Source organism: Acinetobacter sp. NBRC 110496, assembly GCF_000876115.1.
Lineage (GTDB): Bacteria > Pseudomonadota > Gammaproteobacteria > Pseudomonadales > Moraxellaceae > Acinetobacter.
Window position 1 is genome coordinate 1 of the sequence record NZ_BBTF01000039.1, and the last position, 15,556, is coordinate 15,556.

Annotated in this window: 5 protein-coding genes; all 5 read left to right on the plus strand. The window is 38.7% G+C overall.

The genetic code is table 11. The features are described 5' to 3' along the window. Positions 1–1,136: 1,136 nt before the first annotated feature. The 5 genes from Aba26S_RS15645 to Aba26S_RS15665 all read left to right on the plus strand — a co-directional run bounded on the left by Aba26S_RS15645 (position 1,137) and on the right by Aba26S_RS15665 (position 15,547). Positions 1,137–2,771 carry a hypothetical protein gene (locus tag Aba26S_RS15645; RefSeq protein WP_005005782.1) on the plus strand — a complete coding sequence of 545 codons (1,635 nt, stop codon included), beginning with the start codon at positions 1,137–1,139 and terminating at the stop codon, positions 2,769–2,771. Positions 2,772–2,802: 31 nt separating this feature from the next. Continuing rightward, a complete protein-coding gene (locus tag Aba26S_RS15650) occupies positions 2,803–9,435 on the plus strand; it encodes a strawberry notch C-terminal domain-containing protein (RefSeq protein ID WP_043973288.1) in 6,633 nt (2,210 codons plus the stop codon). A gap of 312 nt (positions 9,436–9,747) precedes the next feature. Then, positions 9,748–14,154, plus strand: coding sequence for a hypothetical protein (locus tag Aba26S_RS15655; RefSeq protein ID WP_043973297.1), 4,407 nt, complete (start codon positions 9,748–9,750; stop codon positions 14,152–14,154). A gap of 2 nt (positions 14,155–14,156) precedes the next feature. Then, positions 14,157–15,050: a hypothetical protein gene (locus Aba26S_RS15660; RefSeq protein ID WP_005005788.1), complete on the plus strand. Its 894-nt coding sequence runs from the start codon at positions 14,157–14,159 to the stop codon at positions 15,048–15,050. Between the two features lie 68 nt (positions 15,051–15,118). After that, on the plus strand, positions 15,119–15,547 hold the full coding sequence (locus Aba26S_RS15665; protein ID WP_043973304.1) for a hypothetical protein: 429 nt from the start codon (positions 15,119–15,121) through the stop codon (positions 15,545–15,547). Positions 15,548–15,556: the final 9 nt, after the last annotated feature.

Here is a 15,556-nt window from a genome sequence, read left to right on the forward strand (position 1 = left end):
AAGTGGGTGTAAACTTTCTTCCGTCCTAATGATGTAAGTTGTTGATTTATAGTGGTGCCAAAATACGAGCGAAAGTTTTTTATAAATGGGTTGTAAACTTTCTTCCGTCCTAATAGCGTAAGTTATTGATTTTACTTTTTTGTCCAGATCCAATAGCTCAACTATCATAGATAGTATGTTTAGTATGTTTTAAGGTTAGGTTATAACTTTTTGGCTGTACCTAACTTCCAGCGAAAGTTTTTTATAAATGGGTTGTAAACTTTCTTCCGTCCTAATGACGTAAGTTATTGATTTATAGTTGTGTCAAAATACGAGCGAAAGTTTTTTATAAGTGGATGTAAACTTTCTTCCGTCCTAATGGCGTAACTCATTGATTTTCTGTTATAGTCTGAACTCAGCGAAAGTTTTTTATAAATGGGTTGTAAACTTTCTTCCGTCCTAATGGCGTAAGTTATTGATTTGTCGTAAAACAAGCTAAATAGCGATCGTTGGGTCATATATAAGGGCTATTCCTCATAAAATCTGAAAGTCTTTATTATCAAGGCTCTCAGGAAATTGGAGAAGTTATCCGCAACGTTTTGAATTTAATTTGCGCTCAAATGAATTTAATTTGCGCTGGAAGTATTTTTTATTCTATTTAATTTTATTATAAACAGCGACTTACAACACTTGCTAGTTTGCAAATTTCCAATATTGCAAAAAGCTAAAAAATGAACAATATTTTACTCATATTTTTAAATTCATTCTAATATACAAGAACTTAATTTGTGGATAGAATTTAATAGGAAAGTGGATAAAAACATCAAAAACCAGCTAAAAACGCCTTATTTTCTAAAAATTCAAATTCAATTTGCGCTCAAATGAATTTGATTTTCGCTCGTACCATTTGTGTTTTTCCGTACTAATCCTGTAATATCATGAAAAATAAGCATAAAAAATGTCCCTAATTAACTTCCCTTAATTAGAAAGATAATAAACAAAAAATTTCTTTTTAAAAATTTACTCTTAAACTTTTTAATATATTTTTTAATTTTTTATTTGCCTCCTTAGTATATACCAATGAGGTTTTGTAGTATTTTATAAATAGCTTGAGTCAATGACCAGCAATCAAAAATATAAAGCGTGGAATTTAAGAAATGAGTAAAAGTGATAATACGATTAAACGTATCGTCATGACTGTAGATCAATTTTACAAACATGATGAACAAGACGAGCTGTATGCATACGGCTTTGATATGTCTACCAATGAACCAGTTCGCATACGAATGAGTTCATCTGAAGAATTCACGAAGATCATTAATAAACTCAACAAGCATCATACTGAGAATGTTTCAGTAGATGAAGTCCACGCAAAATTTGATTCTGGACGTAACCAACGTACTTCATTAGACACACATAATCGCGGTGCTAACCGTGGTCGAATTATCTGTTTTGACAAATGTGTTGACTCACCCTACGAATCTCTTGACGGTTATAAAACTTATGTTGCTCAGTGGTGCAACGTAATGAGTAACAACCCGAATTCACAATTAATCAAAGCAGTCACTTCTATCAATGTGCATCAACAAAAAAACGGCGATTTCTTTGTTAAAGCTCAAATCATTGAAGATGCAGCACATATGCAAGTGCCCAATGTAAAAATTAATTCTCCAGCACTTCATAACGCTATTATTAAAAATAATTTACAGCTTCTTGTTAAATCTTTATCGAATAGTACTGACAACCAACCTGAGCGCATTCCATTTTCAAAAATTGTTGTGCGCTATGAGTCTGGTTCTGTATTAACTACAATCCCATTGATTCCAACCTATGACAGTGCTGATCGTGAAAGTGTTAAGCAATTCGCTAAGCCAGATCCGTTGATGCAACGTGGCGGTATTGATAAAACTAAAAAGTCTTATCGGGTTGCTAAAGATCCGATTGAAAGTATCAAAGATATTTTGAACGGCAATGACTTTCACACCGCAACTTTTGATCCAAATTTTGTACCATCCAACCAGCATGAAAAAGACCAGTTCGATAAACAGGCTCAGAACGTTTATGTTATGGACCAGGCCCGTATTGCCCTGTTTGCATTACTTGGCGATCGACAAATTAAAGTGTTCTACAATGAAGATGTAGACAAAGAAAAAAATCAAAATTTAAAACGTCTTTACGCTGGCTTGGTGAGTCAAAAATTACTGCCTGAGGTTTATCATGGCCAACAACTACAACTAGGTGCGCTTTACAAAGACACGTTCTTAAAGAAATTTTTCAACAATAAAACGCCTCACGCTGGTTTTCGCAAGGTAGATCCAGAAATAGATTTACGTACTGGTGAGGGTGTTCGTGGTGTTGGTGCACCTCCCCTAGTGAATCAATTTACCGATGACTACGGCAATCCAAAACCGCACGACTTAAATCCTCAATTTTTAAGTCAAGTTGATCGTCAGACCATGAATAAATTGACGCATGCAAAACAGCAATTTGCTGAAGCGTTTATTGTTATTCAACCACACCAACGGAACTCGAATAATTGTTTTGTCTCGTTTATCGAGCCTGTTGAACTTACTCAAACCCGTATGAATGCGTTGAACTTTTCAGAAATTACGGTAGAGCATGTACAGCAACATAAAGCTTCAATCGATAGTCCGTTATCTAAGAACTTCAACCACGATCTTTTACCTGATCCACAAGAGTTAATGATGAAAGTCAGACAGCCAGAAATGGATGTTAAGAAAAGCCAAGAAAAGGCTGCGACTTCTGATGTCTATAACGACATGACTTTTTAATCAAATTTAATAATTCTTCTTCAGGTTCGCTATGACTACTCATGATTTAAACGAAAAAATTAAATGGATCGACTTATCACAAGCTGGTGTATATCTCGATGTACGGCGTGTTGGCCAGACGGATAGCCAATTACTCTTATTGGACGTTCAAAAAAAACTATCTAAAGAAAATTTGAATAACATTGGTTTTACACCGATGAAGTTTGAGGCTTATCCTCACTTTGACGGTCACTTGTATCAATACAATTTGAATGAAACGATCAAACCAAGACTGTTTCATGAAGTTTTGGGTATTCCAAAAGAATTTATCCGTAGTGTGCTTGCGACTCGCCAAGAATTGCATGATTTGTTCAATGCCCAAGCAAAAACATTGGTGCCACAACGATTGAACGTTGCGTTGAATAGTGCAACTCCACTCGGTTATAACTCTGATGGCAACAAAATCTATGCTTCAGCTCATAACCGTTTTTACGTGAATGCCCAAGGTACGCAAATACCTGAAGGTCCTAATGATCAGCCGTCTAGTCTGTACTTACGTGCGACCAAGCAAAAAGATTTAAAAGAATGCTTAAGAGGCTATATCTATCAATTAGAACATGAAACAAAGAGCCATAATCACCAGGACTTTTTAAAGTTTTTAGCTCTAATCACGCAAGCCAAAAATGCTGACGTTGATGTATCCAAGGTAACAGATAAACAGATCCATACTGCAGAAGAAGCGCTTGAAACAGTGATGGTCGAAAAGTTAGGTGAGCTTGATTTTACTGAGAGCTCATTTAAAACGAGTTTAGCGTTATACAATCGCATGCCGACTAAGACCATGCGAAACAATACGATTCGTATGTTACAGCAATATTCGACTCCAATCCCGATGTCACTTGTGGCTCAGCGCTTATTGATTGAGGGTGATAACCGAACAAAACAAAACTTTTCCGTGCTCGAGCCAACTGTGGGTAATGGATCTTTAATCGGTTTATTAACCCAAGAGCGTAATGCTTCTGTCTATGCGGTTGAGTTAGATCCCAAACGTGCTGAACGTACAAAAGCACTGACTCAAAATTATGAATGCACGGTTGTTACTGCAGATGCTACACAAATTGATTTTGAGCAAACGTTTAAGCAAAAAGTTGACTATGTGATTGCCAACCCTCCTTTTGGTGCTATGGATAAACTAGAACGTGTTGCACCAATTTTGGTTCAACAGCGTAACGGCGTAGATCCAAACCCATTATTGGTAGATCCATCAGAAAACGTCTGGTTCAGTACGGATAAATTGGACCATGCCATTCTGGTTAAATCACTAAACGCACGAAACGATCAAGGGCGTTCAGTTTTCATTATTGGCTCAGATAAACAGATTTCAGATGGTACGGTTGAGCGTAAATCAAAGAATTTACTTAATTATCTCTATAAGCATTATGAAGTTGAGGCGGTTGTAGAAATCCACGGCAATGCATATGCACGAAACGGCGCTAATCAAAATGTTCGTATGTTAGTGGTAGGCAATCGTAAAAACGAACAAGCGTTACTACAAACTTACCAATCTTCTGTGGTACCAGATAAGTTGAAAGTCATTACGGACTATGACGAACTTTGGGGATGGGCTAATAACGTAATCTATAATCGTTTGAATCCGAATAAGGATCTATACTTCAAGCCAACTACTCCGACTCCAGTTGAGCAACAAGCACAACAAGCACCAGTGGTTGAACCTGTTGTTGAGGTTAAGCCTGTTGAAAAAGAAAATGACGATTTGTTTGCCAGTCTAGGTGATGAACAGCCTGTTTCGCCACTTGAAGATATTGCATCAAGTGTAACGCCTACGTCTGCAGTCACTATGTTTGATGAAGTCGTGGTCGCTAAAGAAGAAGAGATTAAGCAAGAGGAAGCTGTCAAACCAAAACCGATGTTTGGTCGTAAACCTAAATCAAAACCGAATAAAGTTTCTTTTGACTTCGGAACCGTTGAAGTTAGTACGCAAACAACCAGTTCAGATGATGATGTACCTACACCAACTGAAGCTACACCAACGTTTGAAAATGAAAATGACAATGATTTCGTGCCTGAGGTAAAGAATCCGCACGAGAACCAAAATCTGGATGAAGACCTTGACGATGACGTTAATCTTCAAGTAGGTGATACCACGGCGACCAATGAGGGTGAAACACCTGAACAAACACCAGCTGAAGAACCAGCGGTAGAGCAAGTAAAACAGGAACCGGGTTTAACTGCTGAAGAGATTGCTAAGTTAAATTCTGAATTAGCGATCGGTACTGAGCAAAAAGAAGAACCGACTGTTGAATCTGACCAATCAAATTTACAGCCGATTGTTCCTGTTCCTAATGCTGAAAACACAACAGAACCAACTCCGGAAAATATATACCAAGTTAAGTATATACCGATGTCTATGGCATCTGAGCCAATTGCTTTAGTGGCTAAAAACCAGATTAAAGCGATTAATCAGGCAAATGCTCAATTGACTACACACATCCAAAATGTATTAGGTTTTGGGGGTATCAATTTCCAAGCTGAAGTCGATAATGGTAACTACCCTACTCTTGTTGATGCCTATGTCGCTAAGAAATTGCAATATGACAATTTTGATGCACTAAAGTCCGCTTTTGCATGTGAACAGGTCGATGCGGTTGCCCATATCATTTTACGTTTTGACCAAAACTTACCTGTGCTTATTGGCGACCAGACGGGTTTAGGTAAAGGTCGTATTGCAGCTGCGTGTTTACGATATAGTGCGTTAAGAGGAAAGCCCCCTGTTTTCCTTACAGATACAACGCAACTCTTGAACGACATTTGGCGTGATATTGTTGCTACAGACAGTGACAAGTTCTTTAAAGATCCGTTTATCTTTAACTCGGATGCTGTGATTAACCGCTTTGGTACTGAAGAGGTTTTATTCACTGGCCAAGATCTACCTAAGGAAATTGAAGATATTCCAGCGCAACATGACTTGGTATTGGCAACGTATAGCCAATTTAACCGACCAAACCGGAAACGTGCGTTATTGACTCGTTTTATTAATCAAGACACTGTTTTGGTGATGGATGAAACGCACCGTGCAGCATCCTTGAAATCAGCTACAAGTCAATTTTTCTTAGATGTTATTGATCAGACCAATCTAATTAATTTCCAGTCTGCATCGGCAATTAAGAAACCTGAAAATCTTGAATTCTTCCATAAATTGTTCCCTCGATCCGTATCTCGTAATGACTTACAAAAGGTTATCGAAAATGCAGATGGTCCAATTTTGGAGTTTATTTCTGAAGGTTTGGTAGACAGCTCTGCCATGATTCGTAGAGAGCAAGATCTCTCGCACATTACCATTCAAACCTTTGTGCCAACTGAAGAGGAAATTAAGAAATTTCACAATTACTCAGATGTTCTTTCTGACATCTTGACGGACATGGTGAAATTTTCTAAAGATATTCGCCTCGATGCGCTAGAAAACATTGCCAATGATGATGATGCTGTTGCCAATTTAGACTTTCATCAGGATTCAGACGATCCGAAAAACCGTTTAAGTTTGAGTGTGATGAACTTTGGATCTCGAATGTACCAGATCCAAAAGCAATTCCTATTGGCATTGAAAACTGACTCTACAAGTGATGCTGTGATTCAGGCATTACATGAGGGTAGAAAGCCCGTGATTGGTTTGGAAAATACGGGTGAGAGTCTATTCAACATTTTGATGCAAAGTCGCATGGAAGCGATTTTAAAAGCAGATACGGCGCAAGACGTTACCGCTGATTCGCCTGAAAAAGAAAAAGCGTTTAATAACTTCAAGTCGGTATCGTCAGAAATTGAATTTCTTGAAAATGAGCTTCAAAAACTCATGATCAAAGAAAACCGTGACGCTGGCGATGAAAAAGCAGCGAAAAATATTCAAAAGGAATTGACTAAGCTTGAAGATAAGCGCGGTAGCTATCTGCAAAGTCAAATTTCTGTTTTAGATGAACTCCCACAATTCCGTGACTTGCTTGAAGTGATGTTAGATCGCATCGATGTGGTGAAAGCTGAAGATAACTACGGTAACTCGTTCGTTAAGAAGCTCAGTACGGAAGTGACATTTAATGAAAACGGCGATCCAGTGGTAAGTCCGTATAAAATCATTTTGGATCGTATCAAAGAAAAGATTCAAAAGTTCCCTGATCTACCTTTGATGCCTTTGGACGTACTACGTAACAAGGTGACAAAAGCTGGCTTCAAGATTGATGAAATCTCTGGCCGTCAGATCCACTTAACGGAAACAAGAGACGGCAAATGGAAGGTTAATAAACAAGAGAACAATACGACACAAGGTAAGATTTTGGTTCAATCAAAATTCCAATCTGGTGAAATCGATGTTGTTATTGTGACTCGCTCTGGTTGTACGGGTATTTCTCTACATGCAGCCAAAAACCCTGATCCTACAATTCCATCGGATCACTTGCGCCAACGTGAGTTGTTTTTCTTGCAAAAACCTGAGAACTCTACCGATACGATTCAGATGATCGGTCGTGTGGGTCGCCGTGGTGAAGAATCACATCCGATTATGACGACAGTAGATTCGGGTATTCCAGCAGAAACACGTATGCACTTAATGATGATGCGTAAACTGTCTACCCTATCAGCGAACGTCTCTGCCAACTCAGAAACCAAGTTTAACGAAAACGATTATCCTGACATGCTCAACTACATTGGCAACCGGGTATCGTTGGACTATTTGAAAAATAACGTGAACTTGGCGAACACACTTGATATTGATATTTCGGATGATGAAAAAGGACCATCGTATCGCACGGCGCAAAACTATCATGTGAACCAGTTGCTATCTAAACTGATTTTGATGCCGATTAGTCAGCAAGAACAGGTTTATCAAGACTTGGTTGTTGACTATAACGATAAGATCCGTGAATTAGACTTGTTGGGTCGTAACCCACTCAAGACCAACTTTTTAGACTGGAAAGCTAAAAAAGTCCGTGAGTTTGAAGTGAAGGACAACTTCTTTACCGTGACTTCAGAAACAGAAGCAGCCAAGATCAATACCTTTGATCTACCTGTGCGTTTTGAAGGTCTGCAATACATTGAACATGTTGAGCCATTACGTGCTGACAATCTAAAACTCATGTTCAAAGAAAGTGATGATTATCTGGTGCGTCAATTTAAACGTATCAATGAAAACATCAATGAAACGGTACACGGACTACTACACTATGCCTATAACTTTGAGGCATTGATGTACCAAAAATATGAAGGCTTTGCTAAGCAAAAGTTATTTTTCAAAAGTGGGCAAATGCGTGGTGAAGTAATTCGTGATTATCGACACGAAGTATTTGATCATTTCGGTGTTGTTGAAGCCAATGTAAAACACATTGATGATATTCAATTTCGTAAACCTGATGATCACTCTGCAGATGCCTTTGAAAAAGTAGCTGAAGCGGTTTATCTAGCCAATGATCCTATTTTGACCTCTAACTTTGATCGCATGTATCGAATTGTTCAGGATCTAAAATTCTTGGCTCGTTCTATGGAAAGGAACGAAAAAGAAGGTCATTCAGCGCATGGGTTATTGTTCCTTATCTCAAAACCTAGTCTTTTTGATGATGAAGTGACGCCAGATCACAAAACAGGTGCTTTGCTACGTCTAGACCTACCGCCGTTACGTGGAGGTGCAATCACACCGAATGCGGTTAAGCTTGATTTGGTTTACCCTGGTGATAAGAAGTCGTTTAAAGTTCCACTGATCAATTACACCATGCAAAATGCCAAGCAAGACTTGGATTGGGTAGCTCCAGTGAGTGAAAAAGGACGTATTATCCTAAAACGCTTCAATCCTGAATTTTATTCTTATGCTGATGTGAATAGACGTCATGTTGAGGATCGTCAACCCTTGGTGAACTTATTTACTGAACAAAACAATTATTCCCGTTATACGCGTACCTATTTTGAAAAAGCGCCGTCTGGTGATGTCACACGACAAGCGATTACCTTAACGGGCAATATGTTCAAGGCACATAAGATTGTCAGCTCACTAGATCTACGACATTCAACCGTTATATTTACCGATGCTGATGGTATGCGTAACCGTGCGTTATTATTGCCATCAAATACACCAACTGACTTGTTTGAAAGCTCTCTTGAAAACCAAGTGACGTTTAAGCAAGTTAAAGAGATTGCGAACTTCTTTAATCAATTGCCTGTAAACATTGATTTCAACCGCAATAACTATGTGGGTACTAAGGTTAATTTCCCGTACAAGAAAGCAAGTATTGAGTTCTACTACAACGGTTCAGACTGCTTTAATGTGACGGTGAAATCTGTTGCAAAACAGTTCAATCGTTTTATGTCGAATACCAACGTATTCCATGATCCTAAAGGCGGTAAAACAGATGAATCGTTGAACATCCACTTTACTGAGCCAGGCCGTAATGAGTTTAGATTTGCGCTTGATCTCAAGGATGTTGAACGCTTTGTTGACGAGCTGGACAGTACAACCAAAATTGAAGCTGCCTTTTTGGATTTAAAATCTAAACTTCCTGATGGTAATGGTTACTTTTTAAATGAAATTAACCGTATGCTTAATCCTCCAGAAGAGCCAGCTTATAAGGCTGAGTTACATGAGGGTAAAACCCTAGATAACGATCAAGAAATCCAGCAATTATCTTTCTAAAACCCTCCCTTAAAAGGTATATACCAGACCATACGTGAATAACAATTACGTGTGGTCTAGTTCGTATATACCATGTATCATATCTGTGACGATCACATTGACGTTTTAAAAAACAAATACAGGTATTTTATGTGCAACTCTAATCCCTTAGAGGAATCTTCTAATAACTCAGATTTAGTGGATTTTGACAGTGAATTAGACATCACAACTGGTTTTAATTCTGACTTTAAAGAAGACTTTATTTGGAATGTTGATACAGATTCTAAAAAGGACTCTTAAAATCAGAAAGGCCACCTGTCATAAGGATCAAATATGGACCAAAGCCCTAAACAAGATAATTTTGACGAGCAAACACTTGATCAACTGCAAGACGGCCAATCATTAACTTTCAATGAGGGCCTGGAACAGTGGGATGATTTAAGTTTGGACGGCGTGGAATTTCAATCCATCCAGCCTACGCCACAACAAAACAATGTTGCACAAGATCAATCGCAACAATACCAGTCTGAACCACATCCCAAAGATCCCCTATCTGAACCTCCATTAATGGAAGAACCGCCAGTCATGCAAGATGATGGGTATCAATATGATCAGCCTATGGGCGGTAACTCTGTACCTCCTGGGCACCCAGATTATGATTACGCTCCCCCTCTTGAAGATACTCGGTTGAACGATGATGAACCGATGTTTTTTGACGAAGGTGATTATGAGCGTAGTAGCTACCCGATCTACGAGAATGAACGGTCCATCATTCCTGAAAACACGTTTGATCTTTCCGCTGTCACTGTCAATGATTTAGCTGAACTTGATCCTGTTCTGATTGGTAAAGTATTTGATGCACTTGAGCAAAGAGATCCAGCCAGTCAATTAGAATTCTTTGCAGACATCGGGCTTGATCTGCAGAATGATGATGATCTTAAGTTTATTGCGGATCTGAATAAAATCCAGACTAAAAACGCACTGGACCAAGGATTAGGCAATATTGCTGAAAATAACAGTTCATTGCCAGTTGAAGACCGTGTATATACAACTGCAGACTCTAAATTATTCCTATCAGACAATGATCCTGATTTCCTCCTTTCCAAAGAAGAGAATCCATTTGAAGCCGTTCAAGTGGCTGAAAAAACCCTCTTTAACTTTGAGACAAAATCTTTTGTCACTCAGCCCTACTATGGTTTAAGCCTGAAGGGTGCAACTAAAGAAAATGCCCTCAACTTCCTGAGTAATCGTCAATTCGCGATTGAAGGCTTGATTAACCAAAACCAAGTCGTGCGTGAAGCAAAGCAGCAGATCTACAACGAAGTTACGGGTGCACCGAATACCTATTTTTCAGGTGAATTAACCGATAAAAACCAAATTAACGCATTGATGCGCCAAGTGCGTGACTTTTGCTTAATTCGTGGGATTGAAGCTGAAGAACTTGGCTTAGTGCCAAAAACTATCGTCATGGATCAATGGCGTGTGAATAGCGACCATACAGCTGCTCGACTTGAACAACTTGAGATTCACTATCTTGAATTCAATACGGACACGTTAACCAAGGAAGTAATTCAGTTATTAGAAACCCGTGAACATAGCGACCAGTTACAAGCTGCTCTACTTTTGAAAGAACATAAAGAAAATCAGAAGGCTAAAGAGACAGTAAAGGAAGATGTTGAATCAGCTGATCCGAATGCACCAAAAGGTACACCAAAGAGCACATTAAACATTGCTGGTGGTCCACAAGACAAAGCAAGTTTGGCTGCAAGTAGCGTTGCCTCTAAAAGCTTTAAGGATATGCGAAATGAGGAAGGTAACGAACGTCCTCCTTTAGCGCGTGAAAATAGCCACGGCCATCCACGCACGGTCGCTGATGAACTCGCTGCGCTCAGTGCAAAAATGATTGCAGTCATGATTGAACTGGTTAAGAAAACAATCAAGTTGATCATTGCAGCGATTATGGCCATGTTCAACAAGAACAAAAGCCTTGATAACCTGAAAAATATTTGGGATAAACCAATCAATCCTGATGTTACCGTTAAAAGTAACCATCCAGACGCACAACAACCCGAACAGCTTGCCAATACAGCCGATAAATCAAAATTGACTGAACCTGGTAAGAATGCCGATATTTTAAAACCGATCTCAAAAGAGCAAATGTTGCCTCTTTTAAACGATCCATATACCACTCAACTGAATAAAGACCGTGACGGCGTTACCTTAGAAGAATTCGATCTAAATGTCGCTAAAGTCTATGCCATTGACGGTGAACAATACATCGTGATTGATGTAGTCGGTAAGGATTCTGTCGAAGGTGTTGAATCCTCTACCCCATTTATCAAACTGGTTAAAGAAGCAGATTTACCGCCTCAAGTGGAAGGTAGCGATGCACCTACCCCGATTACGCCGTTCTATTTAGAAACGATTGAAGACAAAGTAACGTTTCTCTCAATTGAAGAACTGCACGAAGGCATTAAGTCTGAAAAGATCCATGAGTTTGAAGGTCGCTTTTTTGAACCCATTTGTTCTCAGTATTTAGAACAAGCACGTATGTTCCTTGGTGCCGAATATCCATTAGGGCAAGATCCAGAACAAATGACTGAAGAAGCCAAAGCTTCATACAAAGATCAGTTTATTCAACGTGCCTATCAATCAGGTCAAATGATTTCGGATCAAGTAAAGAAAGCCAAATCTAAACTTTCAAACCTTTTGGGTAAGTTTAAAGGCAATACTGCAGAACAGTCGGCAACTCAATCAGCACCGCAAAGCCAAGACCAAAACAATGACGGTAAACCAATGAACCCTTATGACAGTATTTATGTTGATCATGATTCTGACTTAGAAGCATTCTTTAAAGACCGTCACAACAATGTTTCTAATGCTGAAATTGAACAGTTTGTCGGTATGGTTTATGAAGATGAAACAACCCAAACCAATATGGTTGTTTTGGATATAGCTTCCGATAATCTGGATAAACGTGCGATCGTTGTGCCTCTTTCGGTGATTGAAGATCTCGAAAATATCACTGAAAAAGATGTGCTTTATCTTAAAGACATCGTGAATGAATCCTCTACCGTTCCACTGTATGAGCTGGAGTCTGTCGAGCCGATAGACGAGTTAAATGCGCTTGGTAAATTTTCAAGCGAATACTTAGACAAGCTCAAAGCCGATACCATCAACAATACTGCAGAACAGACTAATACTTACGCCAGATCTGCCGAACGTGAACTTGAACTTTCAAAAATGATTTTGGAAGGCAAGCTCAGTGTTGTAGGTGCTATGGTGAAAACGGATTACGGTCAATTCGTGGTACTGACTTCAGATTCGGAAGGTCATAAATCAATTGCACCCGAATACAACGCCGTGGCCATTACCAACCTTGATCGTCAAATTACCACGGAAGATATTATTAATGCCGGTATTACAACGATACCGCGTAAAGATATTTTAGAGTGGAATACTGTCACGGCGCTCAATGAAGAATCTGCCAATCAGGTGACTTATTTAGATCCTGAAGTTTACCAAGCAGTAAGTAATGCAATTCATCAAAATCGCGAAAAAGAATTGATTCAAACCTTGAGTACGTTACAACCCTCTGCAGCACTCAATAGCATCGGTTCAAAAATCATTACGCAAGATGGCAATACATATATTGGTCTATGCGCCAAAGATGATGGCAAATCAGGCGAGTACTACGCCGTAAAAGCTCCAGATAATCAACTCTCCCCGATTGGTGCAAGCTATATCAATGATGTTGGTGTTGAAGTCATTAGCCGTAGCCAAATTGCTGAATTTCAGAATGCGGAAAATAATCAGCAACAACTAATCAGCCATGATGTGTTTGTTACATTGCTAAATGCAGTCAATAACAGCAATGAACAAGAAGTACTTCACCTCTTCTCTAACTTGGACCAGGTGAAACAACAAATTAAAGATTCGTTATTCAGCGAAAAGGAAAGTGAAAAAGTGATTGAACAAAATCAATTTATTGAACAACTGAAAAACAATAACCTTGTGAAAGCCGATCACATTAACGCGCTTAATCAAATTGCTGATCAGATTCAAAATACGCAACTGAAAAATGTTGTTAAAGGTATGGCCTCAACCGTTGTTGCGCCTGAAAACTCTCAAAACGAGATGTATGTTCAAAGCTTTCTACATCTCAACCAACGCCTAGACACGTTACAACAAGATTTAAAGCTTCAAGCAGCATCAAATCTTATGAATGCTGAATATAAGCAACTTTTTGAATGTATGGATGATCATCTAGTACTACCTACTGCGTATGGTGATGCCAAGTTTGTAAACCTTAATAGTGTTGAGCCTCGTATTGTTGAATTTAGAAACTCGGCTGAAACAGGTCAAATCTTTGACAGCTTCAACGCCGTGATTGCTGAAACAGGAAACGTGGAAATTGCGCTTCAGCACTTAAAGCAAGAGATCTTAACCGATCACTATATCGCTGCGATTCATGAAGATGTGAAGTTACACCGTCTAGAACAGCAAGACATGGACAAAATCAAAGAAGTGAATCAGATCCTTGAGGCTGATTTTGATAAAACTGGCCTACGCTTAGAAGCGCTCCAAGATGGTTTGAATCTCAATACTAAAAACTACTTAGACCAAGTAAAGCTTGAGAAAAATACGACATCTCAATTTTTGAGTGACCTTGATAAGCATATAGATTTAGAAGTCGCACGTAGAAACGATCATGACAATGATCAAACATTGGGGCGTTAATCATGGATCTCTATAAAAACGTAACTGGCGACATCGATGCGATGATTACTTTTGATAAAATCTTAGGTGGTTTTGGTCAAAATACAGTGAATACCACGCGTGAGCGTGTTCAAATCAACTCTAAGCATGAAAAGGTAGAGCGTGAGATTGAAGGTGCCAGTCCGTACCTTAAAAGCGATTATGAGCTATTTGTCGAGCATCACAATATGTTGATGCAAGAGTATCGGGCAACTCAGCTACATTTACGCAATATCTTAGAAAAGAAAAATGAGGTTAAAAGCATTCAAAAGCTTGCGGATCTCTGCGAACGACACCAGTGCTCCAACATCGCTCAATTATTCGTTGAAAAAAATGAAGATGAATATGTATTGCAATGCTTTCAAGACTTTCAGCAAGACTTAGAAAACAATAATGCTCTCCGAAAAGACTTTAATCACTTTTCAGACTCGTTTGAAGCCTACCGATACAATATGGAGATCTGTAATAAGCTTTCTGGTATCGATCAGCCGTTTACCCTTGAACGTCCGAATGACAGACAGTTGAATTTCGTTATCCATAGTCATGAAAACATCAATAAAACATTGTTGGACTATCAGGCGAAGATCATTGAGCAACAAACAACTGTGGACCAGCTCAAGCAAGATGCTTCCTATACTGCCCTATTTCCGATCGCAACCAATGATAAGAACATGTTCTCAATTGCAGCGACCGAAGTTTATGTAGAACAGTCACCGAAATATCAAGACTATCTTAAGGTCATTAAAAATGAGCTTAAGAACATAAACGAAACGGGTAAAAATGCGTTTAGTCAGCATTACAAAGATACTATTACGCAAAGCAATCTTGAAAACGTTAAAACTAAAGAAAGCGCTTCAACTTATAGCAATGGGTTTTAATTAATTTTAAATAAAAACATTTAGGGTGTTTTAAGATAGAATCTAAATACCCTTTAATGGAGTTAAACATGATTCAAACTAAAATCACTGAACCGACAAGAACGCCGTTTAATCCTCATGGTTTTGTAGATGCAACGCCTTTACATGCGTTTTACTTGGAATTATTAGAAAAGGGATTAATCAATAAAGTTCTTGAAGAAGGTAATTTGGAATTTGAAAACCAAAATTTGTTCATGACGATCGATTGGGAATCAATAGACGTTCAAATGGATGCTTATACGTTTGATGTGAAATTAGATATTGTATGTGGCGTCATACTTGATGAACAAAAGGTCACGAATAGCATTCAAGTGTTTATTAATGAGCAAACTTTGTTTATAGCTTCAGCTAAAACCTTTAACCCTAAATCTGGTCTAACGCAAAGTCTTAACTTTGATATTCCTTTACGTGTTTTAAGTCAAATGGGCTATTACGCCCTACCTCTCAAAGAGGACTAAATCGTGGGA

Coding starts and splice junctions, on each gene's coding strand:
- Aba26S_RS15665 (WP_043973304.1), top strand. CDS start 15,119: ATGATTCAAACTAAAATCACTGAACCGACAAGAACGCCGTTTAATCCT.
- Aba26S_RS15655 (WP_043973297.1), top strand. CDS start 9,748: ATGGACCAAAGCCCTAAACAAGATAATTTTGACGAGCAAACACTTGAT.
- Aba26S_RS15645 (WP_005005782.1), top strand. CDS start 1,137: ATGAGTAAAAGTGATAATACGATTAAACGTATCGTCATGACTGTAGAT.
- Aba26S_RS15650 (WP_043973288.1), top strand. CDS start 2,803: ATGACTACTCATGATTTAAACGAAAAAATTAAATGGATCGACTTATCA.
- Aba26S_RS15660 (WP_005005788.1), top strand. CDS start 14,157: ATGGATCTCTATAAAAACGTAACTGGCGACATCGATGCGATGATTACT.